Origin of the sequence: Chitinophaga chungangae, assembly GCF_017742215.1 — a bacterium.
Lineage (GTDB): Bacteria > Bacteroidota > Bacteroidia > Chitinophagales > Chitinophagaceae > Chitinophaga > Chitinophaga chungangae.
The window spans coordinates 183,654-209,973 of the sequence record NZ_JAGHKP010000005.1 but is presented as its reverse complement, the minus strand read 5'-3'; the positions used below and the strand labels follow the sequence as shown (position 1 = coordinate 209,973).

Sequence of the window (26,320 nt, the reverse complement as noted above, 5' to 3'; positions counted from 1 at the left end):
CCCGCCCATTGATGACGGTATGTCGCGTTCAGGTACAGGTCTTCTTTATACCCCGCATACGCCGGGTTGATGCTCAACCCGTTGAACACGTACTGGCTGAACTGGATGTTCTGCTGCGCCATCGCGCGCCCTCCTGTTATTAGCAGCAGGGCTATTACCGCTGCTCTGAGTACTGTTTGCATCTTTACACTTTTATGATCAGCAGATAATTTTACCGTACGATTAATACCCATCCTTTATACGTTTTATTTCCGCCCGGTTTCTTCACTTCCAGGATGTAGTAATAAGTGCTTTCCGTCAGGTTGGAACCGTTCCAGTCATTGCGGTAATCGTTTGACCGGTATACCTGTCCGCCCCACCTGTTAAATATCTGGATGCTTGAGCCCGGATATTTCTCCAGCCCGCCGATGATCAGCCTTTCGTTCTTACCATCGCCATTGGGTGTGATCACGTTCGGGAAGTTAAGATCAAACCCTTCTACAGCCGTGCTTGCAGCGGAAACGTTGTTCGTGGAATCCGCGTCCGGCATGTTGGAACTGTATGCAGCGGCTTCGTTCACCAGTGCGCCGCCTTCGATCACGCGCGAGGTGAGCGTCATCTGTGCGGTTGCGCCGGGCTGCATGTCGCCGATGCTCCATTCTACCAGTTTCGTTGCGGGTGTTACCGTTACCACGCCTCTTTCAGCGGAAGTATGCGTGGGCACATCCAGCTGTACAGGCAGGCGGTCTATAGCTCTCACATCGGTCACCGGTATGTTGCCAACGTTGGTTACCGTAATGCGGTAGGTCAGGTTCTGACCCATCTTGTACGGCCCGGTCGCAGGCGCAACAAGCGTTTTCGTCACTACCAGGTCGCCGGCCAGTTTATCCGTGTCTGTTATGGTCACAACTGCCTGGGCTGCCGCGCCAGCCGTGTAAGTGTAGCTTGCAGACTGCCCGCCGGTGAGGATGAGCTGCACGAGCTCAGGCGTTTCTTCTACTTCCGTATCGTCGTACACGGTTACAGGAACTGTTACGCTGCCTGCATTCGCCGGGATCGTGATAGTGCCGCTGATGGCCCTGTAATCCGCATCCGGTGTGGCCGAGCCGCCAATCATGTAATGGATCGTGATCGGCTCTGACGTACGTTTGCCGTTCGGCAGGCTGATCGTGAATTCGCCGTTTACGCCCGGTTCCGTTGCATCAGGGATGCTGGCGGTTACCACCAGGCCCAGGTCGCTGTGATCGTCGTCCGAAATATTCACCGTAGCGGTATTGGCTGCGCCAATGGTGTAGGTGATATTGGAAGACGCGCCGCTGTTGAGCGTGAGTATTATGGTCTCTGCCGGTTCTATCAGATCGTCGTCGGTCACGTTCACCGAAACGGTCACACCCGTGGTGTTATTCGCCGGGATCGTAACGGTACCGCTGAGCGCGTTGTAATCCGTTCCTGCCGCGGCGGTGCCGGTGATGGTGTAATGCACGGTAACGTCGGCCGCCGGTATCTTGCCGCCTGCAAGACTGATCGTAAACGCGCCATTGGTGGCAGGTTCCGAAGCTGCCGGCGTAGCGGCGGTTACCACGATGTCAAGATTATCGTCATCATCGTCCGCAATGTTCATGCTCGCGGTGCTGTTGGTGCCGGGCGTGAAGCTGAGGCCGTTGGCCGTGCCGCCGGTGATGGTCACCACCACCGTTTCGTCTCCTTCGATCAGTTCGTCGTTGATCACGGTTACCGGTATGCTGATGCCGTTCTGGTTTGCCGGTATCACCACGGTGCCGTTAAGGGCCGTGTAATCCTGGCCTGCAGCAGCGGTGCCTGCGATGGTATAGTTTACGGTGATGGCTTCGGAAGAAACAATGCCGCCGGGCAGACTGATATCGAAACTGTTGCCCGTAGCCGGTTCTGCCGCATCTCCCGCTTTAACTACATTCAGCACAAGGTTCGCCGGGGTGCTTTCATCGTCCGTAATGTTCACGGTGGCATTGCCGGCGCCCGTGAAGGTGAAGTGAGCGGATGATCCGCCGTTGAGGGTGAGTATCACCGTTTCCACCGGTTCGATCACCACATCGTTTATTACCGTTACCGGTACGGATACGCTGGTTTGTCCCGCAGGGATCACCACTGAGCCGGCGAGGCTTGCGTAGTCGTCCGCTGCCGTTGCGGTGCCGCCGGTGGTGTAGTTCACGGTAACGTCTTCAGACGAAGTGATGCCGGTGGGCAGACTGATGATAAAGTTGCCGTTGGTGGCAGGTTCGGCGCCATCTGCGTCTTTGGTCACCGTAAGGACGAGGTTCGCGGGAACGGTGCTTTCATCGTCGTTGATATTCACCGTCGCGCTGCCGGTGCCGGTGAACGAGAAGCTGGAAGAGCTTCCGCCGCCAAGCGTCGCGATCACGGTTTCTGTTTCTTCTATGATCCGGTCGTCTGAGACGATCACCGGAACGGATATACTGTTCTGTCCTGCGGGGATGATCACGGTACCGGTGAGGGCTGTGTAATCCGCGCCGCTGGTGGCAGTGCCGGTTACAGTGTAGCTTACGCTGACCGGTTGCGAAGAAGTGATGCCCACAGGCAGGCTGATCTCAAACGCACCGTTGGTTCCAGGTTCCGCACCGTCTGCATCTTTTGTGATAACCAGTGCAAGGTTCGCCGGGTCCGTAGCTTCGTCGTCCGTAATATCTACCGTGGCGTTACCCGTACCGGTAAAAGTGAAGTGCGCGGAGCTGCCGCCGTTGAGCGTGGCGATCACCGTTTCCGTTTCTTCTATCACCTTGTCGTCTGTTACAATAACTGGAACGGATATGCTATTCTGGCCCGCAGGGATCGTTGCGGTGCCGCTCAAGGCCGTGTAATCGGTGCCGCTGGCAGCCGTGCCGGTTACAGTGTAATTCACAACGATGTCATCCGCGGAAGTAATACCACCCGGTAAAGCAACGATGAAATTACCGTTGGTAGCAGGTTCTGCCCCGTCCACCCCTTTCGTGATGGTCAGCGCAAGGTTAGCAGGCACACCGCTTTCATCGTCCGTAATGTTCACCGTCGCGCTGCCGGTACCAGTGAAGGCGAAGCTGGTGCTGCTGCCGCCGTTCAGCGTAGCGATCACCGTTTCCGTTTCTTCAATTACCTGGTCGTCCGTTACTGTAACAGGAACGGATACACTGTTCTGTCCCGCAGGAATAATTACCGTGCCGGTGAGGGCTGTATAATCCATACCGCTGGCTGCTGTGCCGGCCACCGTATAATTCACGGTGATGTCTTCCGCCGCGGTAATACCCGTAGGCAGACTGATCTCAAACGCGCCGTTAGTGCCCGGTTCCGCCGCATCAGCCGATTGGGTGATGGTCAGCGCACGGTTCGCAGGATCGTTTTCGTCGTCTGTAATATTTACCGTTTCGTTGCCGGTGCCGGTGAAGGCGAAGCTGGTGCTGTTGCCTCCCGCCAGTGTCAGGATCACGGTTTCGGTGTTTTCGATGATCTTGTCGTCCGCTACGGTTACCGCCACGCTCACGTTGTTCTGCCCTGCGGGAATGGTAACCGTGCCGGCGATGGCCGTGTAATCGTCGTCAGCCGTGGCTGTGCCGCCGATCGTGTAGTTCACCGTCACATCTTCGGAAGATGCGATGCCGGCTGGCAGGCCGATCACAAAACCGCCGTCGGTAGCGGGTTCTGCGGCGTCTGCCGATTTGGTAACGGTCAGCGTACGGTTGGCCGCGGTATTCTCATCGTCTGTGATGTTCACAGTGCCGTTGCCGACGCCGGTGAAGCTGAAGCTGGTACTGGTTCCGCCCGCCAGTGTCACGATCACAGTCTCGATGTTCTCGATCAGCTGGTCGTCCACAACGGTTACCGGTACGTTTATGCTGTTCTGACCGGCGGGTATTACCACGGTTCCTGTCAGGGCCGTATAATCCGTACCGGTGGCAGCGGTACCACCGATGGTGTAGCTCACCGTCACGTCTTCGGAAGACGCGATACCCGCGGGAAGGCCGATAGTGAAGCTGCCGTTGGTGGCAGGTTCGGCACCGTCTGTCGTATTTGTTATGCTCAATGCCAGGTTGGCCGGCACATTTTCATCGTCTGTGATATTCACCGTGGCATTTCCATTGGCAGAACCCGCAGTAAAGGTATTACCGCCCGTGCTGGTGCCGCCTGTGATGGCGATGGCCACTGTTTCTGTATTTTCTATCAGCTGGTCGTTGATCACTGTTACCGGTACGCTCACGCTGTGCTGGCCTGCGGGTATGGTCACGGTGCCTGTGATGGCCGCGTAATCCGCACCTGCTGTTGCAGTGCCATCCACCGCGAAGCTCACGGTAATGTCTTCCGCTGAAGTGATGGTGCCGGGCAGGCTGATCTCAAAGCTGCCGTTAGTGCCGGGCTCGGCTGCATCCGCTGTTGTCAGGATGCTCAGCACGCGGTTAGCAGGTGTGTTCTCATCATCAGTGATGTTTACCGTTGCGTTGCCGGCACCTGTGAAGGTAAAGCTGGTGCTCGCTGCGCCGTTAAGGGTCATGCTGACTGTCTCGCTGCTTTCCAGTACCTGGTCGTTCAGCACGGGCACGGTAACGGTTACACTGTTTTGGCCGGCCGGGATGATGACCGTGGTGCCGAGGGCTGTATAGTCCGTACCGCTGGTGGCTGAACCGGCAACGGTATAGTTCACCGTTACGTCTTCTGAAGACACGACGCCTGACGGCAGGCTGATGGTGAATACGCCATTGGTACCGGGTTCTGCTCCATCCGCCGTTGCGGCTACGGTGAGCGCAAGGTTCGCCGGGACGTTGTCGTTGTCCAGGATGTTCACGGTCGCATTGCCCGCTGCAACCGTGAGGGTGAAGTTGGTGGCAGAACCGCCCGTCATGGTTGCGGTTACGGTTTCAGTGTTTTCGATGATGTTGTCATCGTTTACGTTCACCGGTACGGCGACGCTGTTCTGGCCCGCGGGTATTACCACGGAGCCGCCCAGGCTGCTGTAATCCGTACCAGGCGTAGCTGTACCTGCGATGGTATAGTTAGCCGCCACGTTTTCCGATACGGTTATGCCCGTCGGCAGGCTGATAGTGAACATGCCGTTGGTAGCGGGCTCTGAGGCATCCGTCGTTTTTGTCATGCTCAGCACCAGGTTAGCCGGGATGTTGTCGTCATCCGCGATATTCACGGTAGCGTTGCCGGTTCCGGTATAGTTGTAGCTGCCGGAAGTACCATCGGAAAGGGTAAGGACCACGGTTTCGCTGAGCTCAACCACCTTTTCGTCCGTTACGGTTACCGGTACTGTCACGCTGTTCTGACCGGCGGGTATCACCACGCTGTTGCCCAGGGTGGTGTAATCTGTACCGTTTGTGGCGGTACCGGAGATGCCGAAGTTCACGGTGATATCTTCCGCGGCGGTATAGCCAGCCGGCAGTGCGATGCTGAAGCCACCGTTGGTAGCCGGTTCTGCGGCGTCTGCCGATTTGGTTACTGTCAGTACACGGTTTGCAGTGGCATTGTCTTCATCTGTAATGCTCACCGTTGCGTTATTGCTGGCGTCAAATGTAAAGCTGGCGGAACCGCCGCTGGTCAGTGTCACGATCACGGTTTCGGTACTTTCGATCACCTGGTCGTCGGCAACCGTTACCGGTATGGTCACACCGTTCTGGCCGGCGGGTATCACGATGCTGCCGGGGAGCGTTGCGTAATCGTCAACCCCGGTGGCGGTACCAGTCACGTCATAGTTCACGGTGATATCCTCCGTTGCCGTGATGCCCGGGGGCAGGCTAACATTGAAGCTGCCATTGATAGCCGGTTCGGCCGCATCAGCTGTTCTTGTTATCACCAGCACACGGTTTGCAGTGGTGTAGTCGTCGTCGGCGATCTTCACTTCCGCATTGCCATTGGTGGCGCTGGCAGTAAAGCCTCCCAGGGTCGTTGAGGTGCCGTTCGTGATGGTAAGGATAACGGTCTCCTCGCCTTCTATGATCTGGTCGTTGATCACCGCGACGGGAATGGAAACGCTGGTTTGTCCCGCAGGTATTACTACTGAGCTGCTGATGGCGCCGTAATCCGTGCCGCCGGTAGCTGTACCGCCGATGGTGTAATTCACGGTCACGTCTTCCGCAGCGGAAACGCCGGAGGGCAGGGAAATGTTGAAGCTGCCGTTGGTGGTAGGTTCTGCCCCATCGTTCGCATTGGTTACGCTCAGTACGCGGTTGGCCGCTGTATTGTCATTGTCATTGATCAGTACGGTACCGTTGCCCGCGGTAGTGCTGGGCAGCAGTGTGAAATTAGCCGAAGCCGCGCCTGTAACCGTCAGCACAACTGTTTCGGCTGATTCAATGATGTCGTCGTCGGATACGGTAACAATTACGGGCACATCTGGTTGTCCGGCGGGTATCACTACCGAGCCGCTCAGTGCGGTATAATCCGCACCGGCAGTGGCGACGCCACCGATGGTATAATTTACGGTGATGGGCTCGGACGCGGTATAACCTGCGGGCAGGCTTATTGTAAAGGAACCGTTGGTATTGGGTTCCGCCGCATCGGCTGTGGCCGGTACGCTTACGAACAGGTTGGCTGCTACGTTGTCGTTATCCAGGATATTCACAGTGGCTTCGCCGCTCGTAGCACTGGCCGTGAAGGTCAGGCCCGGCGCAGTGCCGTCAGTGATCTTGAGTATAACGGTTTCCGTGGTTTCTATCACCTGTTCGTCCCTCACCGGAACGGTCACGGTCACGCTGTTGTCCCCTGCGGGTATTACTACCGAAGCGCCGATGGATGTGTAATCGGAGCCGGCGGTGGCAGTACCGCTCACGGTGTAGTTCACAGTAATATTCTCGGAAGAGGCTATGCCTGCGGGAAGGCTGATGGTGAACAGGCCGTCGGTGCCGGGCTCCTGCGCATCGTTCGTCTTCACTACGCTCAGCACGCGGTTGGCCGCGGAATTGTCGTTGTCGTTGATATTCACGGTTGCCGAGCCGTTAGCAGCGCTTACGGTGAACCCGAAGTTGGGGGACGTGCCCGAAGCAAGGGTCATAACCACCGTTTCGGTGCTTTCCATCACCTGGTCGTCCAGTACGGGCACGGGCACAGCAACGCTGTTCTGTCCCGCGGCGATGATCACGGTGCCCGGGAGGGAAGTGTAATCCGTTGCGCCGGCGTTGCCGCCGATGTTATAGGTTACGGTGATGGGCTCAGACGATGTGACGCCTGCCGGCAGGCTGATGCTGAATGTTCCGTTCGTATTGGGCTCTGCCGCGTCTCCCGTGCTGATCACGCTCAATTCAATGTTCGCCGCAGTGTTGTCGTTATCGCCTATATCCAGCGACGCGCTGCCTTCCGTTGTGCTGGGCACAAGCGTGAAGCTGGCAGAAGCGCCTCCTGTCAGGTTCAACAATACCGTTTCGGTAACTTCTATCACCTGGTCGTCGGTAACGATTAAGGTTACGGGCGCGCCGGGTTGACCGGCCGGAATCACCACGGAGCCGCTCAATGCCGGGTAATCCATACCTGCGGTGGCTGTGCCGGCAACGGTATAATTCACGGTAATGTCTTCCGAAGCAGTATAACCTGCCGGCAGTTTTACGGTAAACGTACCGTTGGTATTGGGCTCAGCCGCGTCAGCGGTCTTTTCCGCGATCAGCACCAGGTTGGCCGCTACGTTGTCGTTATCGTCAATGAAGGCGGTGGCGCTGCCTGCGGAGCCGTCTGCCAGGAAGCTGAAGCTCGCGGATGTTCCACCGGTCAGTGTAACGATCACGCTTTCCTGCGTTTCGATCACAAAGTCGTCGGAAACGTCTACCGGCAGCGATACGCTGGTTTGCCCGGCCGGTATCACGATGCTGCCGCTCATGGTGGCATAGTCGTCGCCCTGGGTAGCTGTACCGGAGAGGGTATAATTCACCGTGATGTCTTCAGATGAAGTATAAGGGGCAGGCAGGCTAATGCTGAAACCTGCATTGGTAGAAGGCTCTGAGCCATTCGTCGTTTGCGCGATGCTGAGCAGGAGGTTAGCCGGGATGTTGTCGTCATCGGCGATATCGAGGTCCGCTGAAGCCGCGGTTGCGCTGGCGGCAAATGTAAAGTTGGTGCTTGCGCCGTTATTGATCGTCAGGGTCACGGTTTCTGTGTTCTCGATCACCTGGTCGTCGGTAACGGTTACAACCACGCTCACGCTGTTCTGACCGGCCGGTATCACGATGGATGCAGGCAGGGTCGTATAATCATCGCCATTGGTGGCGGTGCCGGTGATCGTAAAGTTCACCGTTACGTCTTGCGCTACGGTTACGCCCGCGGGCAGGCTGATCAGGAACTCGCCGTTTGTCGTAGGCTCAACCGCGTCGGTGGTCTTGATCACGCTCAGCGCTATGTTGTCTGGCGTATTGTCGTCGTCCGCGATATTCACGGTAGCGGCAGTGAGTGTGCCCGGGTTAAGCGTGAAATCGGCAGAAAGGCCGCCGGTAATGGTCATCGTTACCGTTTCCAGGTTTTCGATGATCTGGTCGTCGTTCACCACAACCGGTACGTTCACGGCATTCTGGCCGGCCGGGAGCAATACGGTGCCTGTCAGGGCATTGTAATCCGTTCCGCCTGCAGCATCGCCGGAAATGGTGTAGCTTACCGTGATCGGCTGTGAAGCGGTGTAACCGGAAGGCAATGTGATACGGAAGTTCCCGTTGGTACCTGGTTCTGAAGCATCGGCCGTTTTAGTTACATCCAGTACGAGGTTCGCAGTCACGTTATCGTTATCAGTGATATTGGCCGTAGCGCTGCCGTTGGTAGTGCTCGCGGTGTAGTTATCGCTGGGAGAAGCGCCGTTGTCGATAGTAAGGATGACTGTTTCGGTCAGTTCTATGATCTGGTCGTCAGTAACATCGATCGGTACTGTTATGTTATTCTGGTTGGCCGGTATTACCACGGTACCAGCCAGGTCCGCGTAATCCGTGCCATCCAGTGCGGTACCGGTGATAGTATAGTTCACGGTTACCGGCTGGGCGGATGTTACGTTCGTGGGCAGGCTGATGACGAATGAGCCGTCTGTATTGGGTTCTGCCGCGTCGGTTTTGGTTACGGACAGTACGCGGTTAGCCGCAATATTGTCGTTATCCGCAATATTCACCGTTGCCACCGTATTACCGCCGGAAGGCGTAAAGGCGAAGCTGGCGCTGTTGCTGTTGCCCAGCGTGAGCATCACTGTTTCTGTTCCTTCAATGATATCGTCGTCCTGTACGGGCACGGATACCGTTACGCTGTTCTGGCCGGCAGGCAGCACCACGGACACGCCGAGGGATGCATAGTCGTTGCCCGCGCCAGGCGTGGCGGTACCAGTCACTATGTAGTTGACGGTAACGTCTTCGGATGAAGTATATCCCGTGGGCAGGCTGATGGTAAACTCGCCGGGAGTATTGGGCTCGGAGCCGTCGGCGGTATTGGTCACCAGCAGCACATTGTTGGCAAGTGTATTGTCATCGTCCGCAATGGTGATAGTGGCGGCAATGCCGGTTGCATCGGGCGTATAGATGAAGGAGCTGCCGTCCTGGCTGTTGCCCAGCGTGAGGGTGGCTGTCTCAGGGTTCTCTATGATCTTGTCGTCAATTACGGTCAGCGGAATGGTTACGCTGTTGGCGTAAGCAGGCAGGGTAACGGTGGTTACCGTGTAATCCGTATTATCGGTAGCGGTGCCGGTCATCGCGTAATCGAGTGTAATGTCCGTGCTGGAAGTATAACCCGTGGGCAGGCTGATGGTGAAAGAACCATGTGTGCCCGGTTCTGACGCATCTGTGTTCTTCACTACCTTCAACACCTGGTTGGCGGCTATTGCATCGTTGTCGGCTATATTCACGGTTATTTCTGCATTGTTCGGATCAGGCTGGAAGAGTTCGCCATTTCCAAGGCCATCGGTAGAGCTGCCGGACAGGATCGTGAATATCATTGTTTCATTCGGCTCGATGATCTGGTCATCCTTCACGGTGAGCGTTACAGGAACGCTGTTGACATTCGCAGGGATGATGATCTCGCCGATTGCCTCATAGTCCACACCGGATACGGCGGTACCGGATATCTTGTAGCCAACCGTAACCGGTTGTGCTGAAACTGCGCCGCCATCCAGCTGCACGGTAAACGTGCCCGTGGTGTTGGGCTCACCGGCGTCGGAGCCGGCTATTACCTGCAGCGGTGTGGAAACGGAGCCATCGGTGTCTACAATGTTCACCACCGCACCATTGCCTGTAGGATCAATCGTGAAAGGATAGCTGGACGAAGCCGCGCCGGTAAGGTTCAACACCACGGTTTCAGGGCCTTCAATGACATTATCGTCACCTGCATCCACATCAATATACACTTCATTGGCGCCTGCGGGTATCACGATATTGCCTCCTGAAAGGCCAGCCATCGCATAATCCGGCACAGTGGGCGCAGGTATGAGGGAAGCCGTACCTCCCAGTGTGAAAGTGATCACCACATCTTCGGAGCTGGTAACGCCCGGCGGCAGGGATATCCTGTACTGTCCGTTCGTTCCGCCTTCAACAGCGTCTGAAACCTTGGTCAGCAGTACTACCATGCTGTTGCTTGCCGCATCGTCATCGTCAATGTTCACAGTTGCGGAACCCGCACCACCGGCTACTGTATAGGAATGCAGCGCATCGCTGCCGCCGGTGATGTTCATGATTACGGTCTCTGTCGGTTCTATAATGGTGTTATCTACCACGGCTACTGGCACATCCACGAAAGTCTGGCCCGCTGGTATGGTTATTACGTTGGTAATAGCGGTATAATCCGTTCCGGGGGTCGAAGTGCCGGCGCCTATGGTGTAGCTCACCTGGATGTCGGCTGCGGAAGTCACCCCTGTGGGCAGACTGATCCTGAATTTACCGTCGGTATTAGGCTCTGCGGCATTTCCTTCGTTGGTAACGGCCAGCACCTGGTTGGCGGCCGTATTGTCGTCGTCGGCTATATCCACGGTAGCATTGCCATTGGTGGTGCTTGCGGTAAAGGCGAAGTTGGCGCTGGTGCCGCCGCTGAGCGTCAGGATCACCGTTTCGGTGCCTTCAATGATCTGGTCGTTGGCCACTGCAACATTCACATCCACGCTATTCTGACCGGCAGGTAACACCACCGTGCCCGTCAGCGCGGTGTAATCAGGTCCACCTTGGGCTGTACCGCTGATAATATAGGTTATATCCACGTCTTCAGATGGCGTAATGCCCGCCGGCAGACTGATGGTGAATTTGCCCGGGGTAGCCGGTTCTGCCGCATTGCCCGTGTTGGCAACGCTCAGCACGCGGTTAGCCGCGCTGTTCTCGTCGTCTATGATATTTACCGTCGCGCTATTGGTGCCGGTATACGTGAAGCCGGTGGCCGTGCCGCCCGTGAGCGTCATGATCACTGTTTCCGTATTTTCAACCAATGCATCATTCAACACCGGTACGGGCACTGTCACGCTGTTCTGGTTCGCGGGCAGCACCACAGTATTGGAAAGGGCGGTATAATCCGTTCCGCTGCCGGCAGTGCCTGCAATGGTATAAGTTACCGTAACGGGCAAGGCGGAAGTGTAACCCGCCGGCAGGCTGATCAGGAACGATCCGGCCGTGGGCGTCGCCGCTTCGGCGCCGTCTGCGTTTTTGGTAACAGTTAATACCTGGTTGCCTGCAACATTATCATCGTCTACGATATCCGCAGACGCACTGTTATTGGGAGCTGCCGCAGGGTTAAATGCAAAGCTGGTGCTGTTGCCGCCGGTAACGGTTAACACTACGGTCTCGGTACCTTCGATGATCTGGTCGTCTATAACGTCCGCCGCTATCAGCACGCTGTTCTGGCCGGCAGGCATTACCACCGATCCGCCCAGGTTCGCATAGTCGGTGCCGTTAGTACCTGTTCCGCTTACGGTATAAGCGATCGTGATGGCTTCGGAAGACCTGATCGTTGCCGGCAGGCTGATCCTGAATGCACCATTGATGGCCGGTTCTTCCAGGTTTGAAATTTTCTGTATGCCCAGTATGCGGTTAGCCGCTGTATTATCGTCGTCTGCGATATCGATCGTTTCGTCGCCATCAGTGGTACTCGGCGTAAAGGTCAGCGATCCTGCGGTGCCGCCGGTAATCGTAACCGTCACGGTTTCCGCAATTTCGATGAACTTATCGTCGATCACATTCACAGGCAGGTTGACGCTGTTAACGCCTGCAGGTATGGTAAGGGTACCGCTCATGTTCACGTAATCCGTACCCGCGGTGGCAGTGCCGGCAACGGTATAGTTCACCGTAACGGGTTGCGCGATGGTAACGCCTGTGGGCAGGCTGATCTTGAAGGAACCATTCGTGGCGGGTTCTGCTGCGTCGGTATTTTTGGTGATGGACAGCACACGGTTGGCCGGGATGTCGTCATTATCGGTAATATTCGCCGTAGCGGTGGCTGCGGCCGGATCGGCAGTAAAGGTAAAGCTTGGCGAAGAAGCGCTGGTGATCGTAATTACAACAGTTTCCGTACCCTCAATGACCTGGTCGTCTACCACAGTGCCGGTGATGGCTGTAGAGAGACCTGCAGGCAATGTTGCGGTACCGCTGAAATGTACCGGGCTTATCCCGTTGTAGTCTGCACCTTTCACCGCAGTACCGCTTACAGTGTAGTTGACCGTGATATTCTCTGAACTGCTGATGCCCGGAGGCAGCTGCAAACTGAATCCAAAGAAGCCGCTGCTGCCTTCAGCGCCGTCGCTCGATACGATCACCGATACCATGCGGTTTGCCGCGGTATTGTCGTCGTCGGCAATATTCACAGTGGCAGACCCGCTTGTGGCCGATGCCGTAAAGCTGAAGCTGGTGCTGGCGCCTGACGTAACGGTCAGTATCACGGTCTCGGTTTTTTCGATGATCTGGTCGGGCAGAACCGTCACAGGTACTGCCACGCTGTTCTGACCGGCAGGAATGGTGATGGCGCCGGTGATCGCGTCATAATCCGTACCGGCGGCGGCTGTACCGCTGATGGTATAATTTACCGTAACCGGTTGTGAAGAGGTTACGCCGGCAGGCAGGCTAATGCTGAAGCTGCCGTTCGTAGCGGGTTCTGCCGCATTGCCGGTATTGCTTACGCTCAGTATGCGGTTCGCGGCAGTATTGTCGTCGTCCGCAATGTCAGCTGAAGCGCTGGCGTTGGTAGTGCTGGCGGTATAATTGAAGTTGGTGCTGCTGCCACCTGTGACAGTCAGCGTAACCGTTTCCGTATTTTCTATTTCGAAGTCATTGGTAACGGTCACAGGAACGCTCACGCTGTTCTGACCGGCCGGGATGGTTACCGTGCCGCTCAATGTCGTGTAATCGGAACCGTTGGTTGCGTTGCCCCCGATCGTATAGGTAACGTCAATCGCTTCGGAAGGCAATATCCCGGTGGGCAGGCTGATAGTAAATGCCGCATTGGTAGCAGGCTCAGCGGCATCGGCCGTTTTGGCGATGCTCAGCACCCTGTTGGCCGGGTTATCGTCGTCGTCCGCAATATCCACCGTAGCCGAAGTGGTTCCGGTGTAGGCAAAGCTGGCGGAGCTGCCGCCGTTCAGGGTCAGTATAACTGTTTCGGCGCCTTCGATCAGCTGATCGTTGGTTACAGTCACCGGCACCGGTACGCTATTCTGACCCGCGGGTATGATCACCGAACCGGTCAGCGTGGTCATATCGACGCCGTTGGCCGCTGTACCACCGATCGTATAATTTACCGTGATGGGTTCAGAAGAAGTGATCGTCGCGGGCAGGCTGATGGTGAACCCGCCGTTGGTAGACGGTTCGGCCGCATTCGCAGCATTCGCGATGGCGAGGATGCGGTTTGCGGGAACGTTGTCATCATCGGCGATATTCGCGCTCGCATTCCCGTCTGTGCCACTGACAGTAAAGTTAAAGCTGGTGCTGCTACCGCCGGAAAGCGTTGCGATCACGGTTTCGGTATTTTCGATGATCTTATCGTCGGTTACTGTAAATGGCAACGTAATGCTGTTCTGACCGGCGGGTATCATGATAGTTCCGGTCAAAGCGGGGTAATCGGTGCCGCTGAGGGCGGTGCCTGCTACCGTGTAACTTACGTTGACGGGTTCGGAAGACGTAACGCCCGTGGGCAGGCTGATGGTGAATGAACCACCGGTTGAGGGCTCAGCCGCGTCCGCAGCCTGTTCGATGCTCAGCACGCGGTTGGCGGTAATGTTATCGTTGTCCGTGATGTTTGCCGAAGCGTTGCCGTTAGTGGTGCTGACCGTATAGGTGAAGCCGGTGGAAGTTGCGCTGCTGAGCGTCACGGTCACCGTTTCGGTGTTTTCGATCAACTGTTCGTCTGCAACTGTCAGCGGCAGGGTTACGCTGTTTTGCCCGGCGGGGATGGTCACTGAAGCGGGGAGCGCGGTGTAATCGGCCCCGGCCGTAGCTGTACCGCCCACGGTGTAATTCACGGTAATGTCCGCCGTCGGGATGATACCGGTGGGCAGGCTGAAGGTAAAGTTTCCGTTCGTGGCCGGTTCTGCTGCGTCCGCGTCTTTTGTAATGCTCACCACCATATTTGCCGGCGTGTTTTCATCGTCGTTGATATTCACGGTAGCGCTGCCCGCTGTGCCGCTCGGTGTAAGCGTAAAGCTGGTTGAGCTGCCGCCTGTTACCGTAATCAACACAGTTTCCTGGGCTTCCACCAGCTGGTCGTTGTTCACCGTTACAGGTATCGCCACGCTGTTCTGGCCCGCGGGTATCATTACGCTGCCCGTCAGCGTTCCATAGTCTGCACCAGCCGTGGCGGAACCGCCAATGGTATAGTTCACGGTGATATCCTCGGAAGAAGTGACCCCGGCAGGCAATCCTATGCTAAATCCGCCGTTCGCCGCCGGTTCTGTTGCGTCGCTGTCTTTGGTTACGCCCACTACTGTTTTGGCCGGGTCATTGGCATCGTTGTCCGTAATGGTAGCGGAAGCTGCGTTCTGCGTACCGCTGATGCTAACGGTACCGGAATTGCCGGTAGCTGCATCGAGCGTAACGGTTATGCTCTCTCCTGTTTCAATAATGTTGTCGTCGGTAACGGTTACCGGCAGGGTTATACTGTTCTGGCCGGCAGGGAAGGTAACAGCGCCGCTCAGCGTCGTATAGTCAACTCCGTTAGCCGCCGTCCCTGTAACGGTATAGCTGATGCTGATATCCTCCGCAGCCGTTACGCTGCCGGGCAGGCTAATGCTGAAAGACCCATCCTGCGTGCCTTCCGCGCCGTCCAGTATTTTGGTGATGGCCAGCACCTGGTTGGCGGTGGCCAGGCCACCGAAGGTGGAGAAGTTCTGTATGCCGCTGAACTCAACGTATTCCACGCCGTCCTGCTGGCCGGCAACGGGCGTAAGTTCGGTGCTGTTTGTCAGCCCTTCGGCGGTAAGGTCAGCCAGGGTGGCGGTGATATCGCCGCTGTGTTTGAACCACATCCATTTCTGCGCGCCGGTTACCCCGCGGGTAGTGGAAAGCGCTGTTTCGGCATTGGTCCTTTCCAGGGGGTCCCAGAACAGGCGCAGTTGTACGCCGCCATTGGCGGTAAGGTCCGCGCCGGTGTAAGTGATGTTCAACAACCTGCGCATCAGCTGTGTACCGTAGTCGGTACCGCTGTTCCTGCCAAGGGCAGCCGCCATATCCCTGTTCACGTCTACTACGGCGGAAAGTTTGGTCACGTCGATAGTATTGCCGTTCAGGGCGATGGATGCGATGTATTTGTTGGGATCCGAAGGATCGATGAAATAAAGCGTGCCGTTCTCGATACAAGTATTCAGCACCGTTCTCACGGTAGCATCCGGCACCAGGTTGGCGGTGCGTTCGGGGTGACTGGTAATGAGGGTGAACACGGTGCCATTGGTGATGGCCGTTACGTTCTCGAAGCTCACAATGCCGCCGTTGAAGCCGGTGGCTGGTATTTCAGTAACCGCGCCGGTGGCGAAGTTACCGTCGCCGTCCTCGTCGATCATGATGGTGAAATCTTCCGCGGCAGTGCCTGCCGTGGCGATGCCGTTCAGATCGAACTGCAGGCTGAGCGGCTGCGTGGACATATCGTAATTCGTGATCTGCGCTTTCCATTCCTGCGTCAGCCTTTCCGCGATACAGCTGCCCACCGGCAGGTCGGTGCTGGAAACGGTTGTAGCGGCGCTGTTGCCGGCCAGCATCACGTAGCTCCTGTCTGCTGCGAAGATGTTGGTATTTTCTGCATTGCTAGCGGCTATGGTATACAGGCCGACCGTTAATACGCTGCCCGGGTTCACGCTGCGGGATTGCTTCTGCAATAAGGCAGAGGCATCGTCGCGACCGATACCGAAGATGTTGATATTGTAGGTGCTGTTTGTCGCTGCCGTCCAGAATGGCACTGCATCAGAGGCCACGTAGTCGGTAGGCGCAGTCTGATCCAGTGTCAGGCCATATTTAATGCCAAGGTAGGATTCAACTTTTAAACTGTTCTCCGGTGTAAGAGCGGTCCGGTACACGATCACTTCGGGTATTTTCCCGTTGAAGATGCGGGCGTCATATACAGCGGCTCCTGATGTGCGACCGCCCACTTCGAATAGGGTGGTGGCATAACCTAGACAGTTTGTACCGGCAGCTACTTCAATTCTGCCATTCACCGCCAGCTGGCTGTTAAGACCATTACCAGGCGTATTATAGATACCTCGGACTACTCTCGGCATTCCTGTGGTGGGCGAAGTACTTATAGCCGGTGAACAGCCAGCTCCATCAAGACGATAATCGGTCGGACCAGCATACAGCCCCATCCCGGCTGAAGGCGTTGGACTGTCAACTGTCCAGTCGTTCAACCCATCAAATATACCTCCAAAGAATCCGGCGCTGGCATTGCCCATTGCGCCTTCTACCACGCTTACGCTAAAGATGGTTGTAGCAGTGGCATTCCAGTCGGCTACGGCATTTCCTTTAAGGGATCTGTTCACAGCTCCGGTAAAGTCCAGCGAGGGGTTAAAGTTAATAGCGTTTGGCACCTGCACGATCGCTGCCGTAGGTGTAATAGGATCCGTATGGGTGATCGTGGAAGCACGCAGTTCAGTAACGGTATTGTTGCTTCCACTCTGGTCTTTCCACTGCTCTACCTGGTTGCTGGCATTCGCTTGCACGCCGGCATCGGCTTTCACCCATAATACATCGCCCAGCACACCGCCCGGTGCGGCTACCATCGCGGCAAAGGTGAAGTATTGATTGCTGTTCAGGTCAATGGTTGCAGTATAATAATCCGTGCCGTCGATGTTGGTCGGCGTAAGCCCGTTGTACTGGTCTGCTGCATCGATGGTGGCATCGTTGCTGACTACCAGCTGTGGTGCGGTAATGGTGCCTGAAACGATGTTCGCAGGGATGGCGATCTGTACGTTCCCGACGCTGCCGGTTTCCTGCACTTTCCAGATCCTGGTCATGCGGGCGTTTACCCCCGGTTTGCCGGTGATGCCGGTAATGAAGGTGGTGGAAGCGCCATCATCGCCCCATACCATATAGGTTTTATCCGTCGTGAATGTATTCGTATTGGTGATGTTGGTCGCCGCAATGCCGCCAATGCCCACTATGGGCTGGAAGCCCGCATTGATGCTTCGGGATTGCTTCTGGGCAAGACCTTCCACATCGTCGCGGCCGATACCGGTGATGTTATTTTTATAGGTTGAATTGGCCGTGGCATCCCATACTTTGGTAGTGCCGTCGGTAGCCAGGTAATCGGTGGCAGCGGTTTGGTCTATCGTATAACCGTACTTGATGGCAAGGTAAGTCGAAACGCGTTGCAGTTCGGTGGTTGTTAACGCTGTGGGATATACGATAATATCTCCCATTGTACCATTCCAGGACTGCGCCCGATCCCAGGGCCAGGCACCTATGCCGGCATCTACGCTGCCCGTATTCCACGCTTTTGCCACCGGCCCGCCTAATACTTTCATTTTGCTGTACAGGGTGGCATTACCGCCATTACCTGCCCACACGCCCACCATTTCGTTGAACACGCCGGATTGCCAGTTGCCGGCAGGGCTGGTCACGTCATTAGCCCATCCCACGAAATCGGCGGTTCCGTTTCCACCGACTACCGCAAGACCGGAACCTACATTGGTAGCTCCGGCGCCATAAGCCAGGATAAACTTATTGCCGCCGGCGGTACTGGTTAAGCTGCCTGTGCCGATGACTGTTCTGGCGCCGGTACCTGTCGGCAGCTTGGAAACATCCAGTCCCATGAAATCATTACCGTCAAATTTCACCACCGGGTTAAAGTTGGTATTGTTTGTTGTATTGTTCAGGTACAAGGGCTGGTTGGCCGGCACGGCGGTTTGTGTGGCGTTATTCAGGTCCGACGCATAATCCGTCCAGCCGTCGATAGCCGTATTGTCTGTAGTGCTGGAAGTACCGGCGTCCGCGCGCAGCCAAAGGCTGGTACCCGGCACGCCGCCCGGCGCTTTGATATAAGATGCGAAGCTGAAATACTGACCGTTGGTAAGATCTATATCGGCTGCATAATGTTTCACGCCATTTAAGGTGATCTCGTTCAAGGGGATGAACTGGTCCGAACCATTCAATGTTGCATCGCCGCTCACTACCAGGAAGGTTTCGGAGGCATTGGGCAATGCATCGTAAGGCACTGCGATCTGCACGCTTCCAACGGCACCGGTTTCCTGGGCTTTCCACAAGCGGGCCATACGGAAATTCACCGCCGGGTTGCCAGTGATGGCAGTTTTGAACAAGGTGCTGGCGCCATCATCTCCCCATACGAGGTACGATCTGTCTGCCGTAAACGCATTGGTGTTGGCAAGATTGGTTTCGGCCAGCGCATTCAAGCCCACAGCCAGCTGCATGCCTGTATTGATGCTGCGGCTCTGTTTCTGCTGGAGATCTTCCGCATCGTCGCGGCCTATACCGGCGATATTGTTTTTATAAGTGGTGTTGGCGGTGGCATCCCACACTTTGGTGGTACCGTCGGTAGCCAGGTAATCCGTCGCGCCGTTGTTCAGCGTAATACCGTACTTGATGGCCATGTATGTATTGATACGCTGCTGCTCGATAGGCGTCAGCGCATTGGCATACACGATCAGGTCGCCCATGCGGCCATTGTAAGGAACTGTGCTCACGTTCCGGCCCACCCAGAAGGGACTGTTATTACCGGTCATTACGCTGGTAAAGTTACCCGTAGCCACATTCAACCCATTTCTGTAAATGGCCTGTTTGTTTGCCGGAAGCGTAATGTTATTGGTGGCCGACCAGAGGATGGTCTGGTTATTAATGTTTCCCGCCGCATACGTAATACGGTTGCTGGTATAGGGAGCATCCCAATACACAATATTGTCCGACCAGGTGGCATGCAGCGTAAACTGGGTACCGGCGGCCAGCTGTTCTGTGAAAATAACCGCTGCATTTGCCGTTGCCTGGTTACTTACCAGGAAAGCAGATGCCGCATTGTAACTGCCGGTTTTCAATAAAGAAGGGCCTACCAAAGACTGCGTACCGCCACTAAACCTTACCACGGGATTAAAGTTCAGGTTATTGGCGGCACTATTGAAATAGGTCGGCTGGTTGGCCGCTGTGGCCTGGGCGGTATTGTTTCCGTTGGGGCTGTAATCGTTCCAGGCGCTTATCGGAGTATTGTCGGCAGTGGCGGAAGTACCCACATCCGCGCGCAGCCAGATGAGGCTGCCGCTGCTTACGCCACCGGGATATTTTACCGGCGCGCCGAGGGTAAAGTAAATGCCGTCCGCCATCAGGCTGCTGTTCAACGTAATGGACTTATCGGCGTTCAGCGGCAATTCCTGGTCGATCGTAGCGAAAGTGGGATCGGTACTGATCAGCAGATGAACGCCGGTGCCGATGGCATTGGTTTTGAGGGTGATCAGCTGATCCGCCCAGTTAGTCTTATCCACCTTCCAAACGCGCGGCAGGCGCCGGGTTACGTTCGTACCGCTCACTACTTCGGAATAGGCGGTGCTGGATAAACCATTGTCTGCAAATACAAAGAATGATTTATCGTTGGTGATGGTGTTGATGTTCTGTTCATTGGTAATGGCGATGCTACTGCCCAGTGAAAGCGTCATAAACCCGTCGTCTACACTGAGGGATTGTTTGGTGTTCAGGTTGGTCGCATCGTCCCTGCCTATACCGGTTACAGCGAATTTATAAGTAGCGTCTGCCGTCCAGTAAGGCGTGCCGTCGGTGGCGAGGTAATTGGTAGCGCCGCCGTTCAGTGTAACGCCGTATTTCAGGCCAAGATACGATTCAACCGTCTGGCGTTCCACATCGGAAAGTACACGGTTATATGCGATCACCTCTCCCATGTTGCCTAACCAGTAAAGCCCACGGGCCGCAATGGTGCGGGAGCCGATTGCGATCAAATTGGCGGTAGCGGGAATGAGGGTGGAAGTACCCTGGATATCGAGGGCATGATCTTCGAACAGGCGCAAGCCGTTCGCGGTACTGGATTCAGTAGCGCTGAAAATATAGGTTTTGTTGGGCAGTATCGTCCTGTTGCCCCCGGCTCCGGTAATGGAAGCCGCATTTTCCAGGAAATTCAGTTTGGCCTGATCCGTGATCCGGAGTTCCATGCCATGGGCGGAACCTACGGCGCCGCTGCCCACCAGGTCTCTCACTGTATTGAACCCGCTGCCGCTCGCAACGGCGAAAATAGTCGAAGTAGCAGGATCTATGCGGGTAGTGGTAATATCCAGGTAGTCGTCCGTTCCGTCAAACACCAGGCTGTAGTTAAAGTTCATGCCGCGCGCATCGGTAACGGGGCGGCTGCCTGATGTAGCTTGTAAAGCGTTGTTGCCTTGGTTGCTGTAATCGTCCCACTGGCCGCCGAAAGATCTGCCATCATCCGCACGCAGCCAGAATGTAAGGCCGTCTCTCACGCCGTTCGGTCCTCTCAGCGTTCTTGCGAAGGTGAAGTAACCGTTGTCGGGCAGCAGGTTGCTGTTGATGGTAACGGTGTTGCCGGTCATCACATACGCGGCGTCTCCCGCCCCGAAGGTCGCATCCGCGCTCACCAGCAGGTAAGTTTCAGCTTCGCTGCTGTTCAGACTGATGGTGATCTCCTGGTCGGCCCAGTTGGTTTTCTGCACTTTGAAGATGCGGGCCATGCGGTTGTTCACGGTGCCGACACCGCTAACAGGGGTCAGGAACGTGGTAGCGCCATTGTCGTCGCCGAAGCTGAGGAAAGAAAGATCATTAGTGATCGCCGTGGCATTGTCTGCATTGGATACCGCGATAGTATTACCGGCAGCGATCGTTACGATGCCGTTCTCCGCGCTGAGGGATTGTTTCTGGTACAGCATGCCCCTGTTATCACGGCCAATGCCGGTGATACGGCGGGAATAGCTGCCACCTTCAGCGGCTTGCCACATGGTGGTTGTGCCGTCGCTGGCCAGGTAGTCCATGGGCACATCGATGCCCAGTGTAAGGCCATAGCGGAGCGCCATGTAGGATTGTACCTGCTGGCGTTCAAGGGCGCTCAGCTTGCGGGAGTACATTACCACTTCAGGGATATCGCCGTAGAAGACAGAGTTGTGGCCGGCGCCTATATAATTATTAAGCGGTGCAGAGGCAAAGCTTACTGCGTTGACATTTGCGGTTAACAGCGCCTTACCATCTATACCAGCCGACCAGTCGTTCGGGGCGCTCCAGATGTTCAGCATATGCGGGTTGCGCACGTTCACCCCGGCCGGGTAAGCAAAGTTGCGGCGTGCGGTAGCGGTGCCGAAATAAGTATATTGATTACTGTTACTCCATGTATACGTTGCCTGATTGCTTGCATAGGTACCGCCAAACTCAAAAGGATAGTGTAAAGTGGCTGAATTGTTATCAAGGTTGGACAGCTGTACGGAGAATATTTCACCCGCCGTAAAGGTGTTTGCAAACTGAGGCAGCCAGAAATAGGTGGCACCGGCGAAGCCTACACCTGGGTTGAAGTTGAAAGATGCCGGTTTCCATGTTGCCGCGGCACTATTCACCTTGGGCCATACACGGCCGGAAGCGCTCAGCTCTTTCCATTGTGTAACGTTGGTGCCGCCTGTTATGCCGTAATCTGCACGTGCCCATACTTCCAGCCCGGCTGCCACCCCGGCGGGGGCGGATTGCGCGGCGGCGAAAGTAAAGTATGCCTGGTCGGGCAGCAGGTCGCTATCCAGCGTAACGAGACCTCTTTCGTCGAGCTGATAAACCTGGTCGCCGGCGCCGAAGTTTTCATCTGCGCTTACGAGCAGGTATTTCGTGCTGTCGGCTGCCATGAGCGACACCCGCATAATCGTTTTGGCCCAGTTGGTACGGTCTATTTTATAGATACGCGCCGTGCGCACGGTAATGTTGCCGAGCCCGGTAATGGGTTGGGTATACGCATCCGCTCCGCCGTTATCGCTGAAGGTGAAGAAAGAAAGGTCGTTGCTGATGGTGCTGGGGTTCTCCGCATTGGAAGGATAAAAGGCCGTACCGGTGGTAATGCTCACAACAGCGCCAACTTCCTGTGAGCGGCTCTGCTTCTGGAACAGGGTGCCGTTGTCATCACGGCCCACACCGGTGATACGCTGGCCGTAGCCCGTGTTCTTGGAGGCAGTCCACATCCGGGTGGTGCCGTTGCTGGCCACATAATCCGTCAGGCCGCCGGCGGCGGTACGCAGGGTGAGGGCGTATTTCAGCGCCAGGTAACTGTTCACCTGTAAACGTTCATCGTCGTTCAGGCGCCTGTTGTACAGGATCACCTCGGAAATGCGGCCCTGGAAAATTGAATTATGGCCTGCGCCGATAGCGGAGTTGGTACCTGCCCCCCTGCTGAACGTAACCGGGAAAGTGGTGCTGCTGCCAATTGATCTGCCGTCGAAGGACAGTCCCCAGTTGCCGGGAGCGCTCCAGTTATTTAATATATGGGCACGCGTCATGTTGATGCCGCCCAATGGGAAGCCCGGCCGCGTATTGGTACCAAAGTGCGTATAGTGCGAGCCGTTACTGTAGTGATAGAACTGGTCCGTAAGGGTGGAAGGATCGCCGCCGAATTCAAACGGGAAGCTGGCGGTAACGGAAGTAGCCGCCAGGGTGGAGAACTGCACGGAAAATACCTCACCCGCAGTATACGCGCTGGTAATGCTCGGTATGGTGAAATAACTGTTACCCGCGAAATTAACGGTCGGGTTGTAGTTAATGGCGTTCGCCTGCCAGGGAAGAACCACGGCAGGATGGGCTTTCAGCCATTCCCGCGCTGCAGCCTGGTCGGTCCATGAGCTAACGTTGTCATCCACCGCGTTGATGCCTGCATCGGCTTTCACCCATGACTGCAGGTTGTTGGCCACGCCGCCGGGGAAACGTTGTTGTTTGCCGAAGGTAAAGAAAGCCCCATCTGCCAGGTCGGCGCTGGAGAGCGTAACCGTACCGTTGCTGCTCAGCTTCAGCTCCTGGGTGATGGTCCCGAAATCGGCAGCTGTGCTGATGAGCAGGTAATTGTCCTGCGTTCCGCCATCCAGTTTCAGGGTTACCTGCTGGGTATTATCCCAGGCAGCGGTCTTCTGCACTTTCCAGATGCGGCCCATGCGGCGCGTCACATTGGTTCCTGTAACCGCCGTAAAATAATTAAGTGTTCCGCCGTTATCGCTGAACACCAGGAAGGCTTTATCGTTGGTGAAAGTATTCGTATTCGCGGCATTGGATGCCATGATGGCGTTGCCCAGCGCGATGGTCACCATGCCGGTGTCCTGGCTCAGCGACTGTTTCTGGTTCAGCATGGTGCATTCATCGCGGCCGATGCCGGTGATGCGTCTGCCGTAACCTGTGTTGTTCGCGGCGGTGTATGTTTGTACGGTTCCGTCGCTTGTAATATAATCGGATGCGCCGTTGTTGAGCGTAATACCGTATTTCAGCGCCATGTAAGATTCTATGCGTTGCATTTCCAGCGGCGTCAGGTCGCGGCCGTAGATAAATACTTCCGGCACCAGTACTTTCGAAAATTCGCTATAGGCGCCACCACCTACGTCCAGCGTCCACACACCTCCATCGGAAGCCGTGCCGGTTTTCACCGCCGCGCCGTCTCCACGGAACTCATAAGCCCCGGTATTAGTCCTTTCATAGGAATACAATTTGCTTTTGGTGGTAACCGCATTACCTGTATTTAACCATGCTTCCACGAACAACCGGTTTTCGAAGTTAGCATGCCAGCCAAACAATTTATTGCCGGTGGAACTGGTAAATACACGGCCGGTCTGTGAGCCTTCCAGCTGGGCCATGCCCATCATGGTATAAGCGCTGTTCTCTCCAGCGCTGGCAGGTACGCGATGCGCGTCGTTGCCATCGTAATAAATAGCGGGGTTGAAGTTCACGAGATGGGTAGTACCGTCGGGGTCGCCTATCACTGTCATGTGATTGGCATTGCCGGAAATATCGCCCCAGTTCACGCCGCTCACCGCCTGGTCAGCCCGGTACCACGCCACCACGGCACTGTTCACGCAGGCAGGACCTGAGTGTGTCATGGCTATGCTATTGCCGAATTCCGATGTACCGCAGTTATTGGCGGGAATGCGGAGCGTGGCAGTCCAGAAACCCAGGCCGGAAGCCCCCGGGCCGGTATTGTAAGTGATCGTTTGCGTGGAAGTGCCCGCGCTCACATTCGGTATGGAGGTAACAAAATATTGCCCGCTCGTTTTGGACGTAGCGGGATCGTTGGCATAGATATCTATCGTGTATTGCGCGCCAGCCGTTATGTTCGGAACGGTGAGCTGTATCTGGTACTGCCCTCCCGCCAGCCGGGTGGATGATACCAGCACCGGCGTACGGTTGGCCGCAGCGGTGTAGGTACAGTTGCCAGCGGGGTTTGAAATACCGATACCGGTATTGTTATAAATAGAGTTGTTGGTGATGATCACTTTGTTGGGCGCATCATTATTAATACCTGTGCCGCCGTTGCCATATACCACGCAGCCGGTCACCTGCGCATCCGTTACGCCCGCGGCGCCGAAGAACCAGATGCCGTGCTGGGCGGAATTAATCACCGTATCGCCTGTCAGGTCATAATCGGAAACAGCATTGGCGCCGTTGAGCACAATGCCGGACCTTTTACTGTCCCTGAACGAAGAATTAACGATATCTACATTGCTTCGCGCGAAGTTTCCGGCGAATTCGATACCGTCATTGTTACCGGTAAATTTTGAATCGGTGACCAGGAAGTTGGTGGCCGCGCCGGTTACAACAATGCCGTCGCCATCAAACTCATTGAAGGAGACGTTATCGATAGTGACGCCCGTCGCAGCGCCTACGAAGTACATCCCGTAATCCGCATCGTCCGCATTGCCGGGCTTGTCGCCATCCAGCACAGAATTGCTGATATTAACGACGTTTGACGTGCTTTCGAATCTGATATAGGCAGGAGACGGGTAAATCCCGGGCATGTTTAGCCCTATCATGGCCTGGTTGATCGTAATATTGCCGGCGGCGCCATTGAACCAGATGCAATGAAGATCGTTTTCATTGATATTGATCGTATCCAGTGTTACATTATTCGTTGTATTATCGAAACGGATGGCATAATCTCCCTCATTGTCCCCTACCCCATCCATGTCCACAGTAAGCCTGTTCAGCTCGATATTGGTGTTGACGAAATCGCTGTAAAAACCCAAAGACAAGCCACCGTACAGCGAATCGATCGTAACATTCCGGAGCATGATGTTGTTGGCCGTTTCCACCGCCCCCGCAGTGTTATCCAGCACGATCGCGTTCTGGAAACCGCTGATATTGGTATTCGTCAGCGTCCAACCGTTCACCGACGCATCCCGGAACACGATGGCTTCCCCACCACGTATATTCCCCTGAGAGCCCAGATTGATATTATCCATCACCAGGTTTGTTTGCGTACCGCCTGTAAAGTAAAAACCGCGCCCGTAGTATTCGCCGCCGACTGGTTGAAGGTCGGTGGAAGTGATGTTCCTTATCGTCAGATCGGTGGTCGCTCCCCGCGCCCGCACGAACGCATTCAGGAAATTGCCGACTGTGCTGAAGGAGCGGAGATTTTCAATGGTGATGCCCTTCCTGTTCGCAAATATATCCACGTTGATATCGCCGTTGTTCTGCAACGTGAAGTTCCGCACCGTCACACTGTCCGCATCGATCACAAAAGGATTGACAATGGCATCGCTGCCCGTTGCAAACAGCGTGATCTTGTTCTCCCCGTCAATGGTCAACTTCTTCGCCGTAATGGTCGGCAGAGAAGTGGCCAGCGAGATCTGCCCGTGCACGTTAAATACGATAGAGTGGGGCCCCGCTCCCGCTGCGTTCGCATCCAGGATGGCCTGCCGGAGTGAGCCCGGGCCGGCGTTATTGGTGTTGGTAACGGGAAAGGTTTCCGCCACCGCGGTGGCAGTTATCGCAATGCCAAACAATAAAAGCAT

General features: G+C 55.8%; 2 protein-coding genes. Both read right to left on the bottom strand.

Annotated elements, in window-relative coordinates; all coding sequences use genetic code 11:
• Positions 1-182: type IX secretion system membrane protein PorP/SprF (locus tag J7I43_RS24070; RefSeq protein ID WP_209148553.1), on the bottom strand; the 182-nt coding region annotated here is incomplete at its 3' end.
• A gap of 29 nt (positions 183-211) precedes the next feature.
• On the bottom strand, positions 212-26,320 hold the full coding sequence (locus tag J7I43_RS24065; RefSeq protein ID WP_209148552.1) for a Calx-beta domain-containing protein: 26,109 nt from the start codon (positions 26,318-26,320) through the stop codon (positions 212-214).

Coding starts and splice junctions, on each gene's coding strand:
- J7I43_RS24065 (WP_209148552.1), bottom strand. CDS start 26,320: ATGCTTTTATTGTTTGGCATTGCGATAACTGCCACCGCGGTGGCGGAA.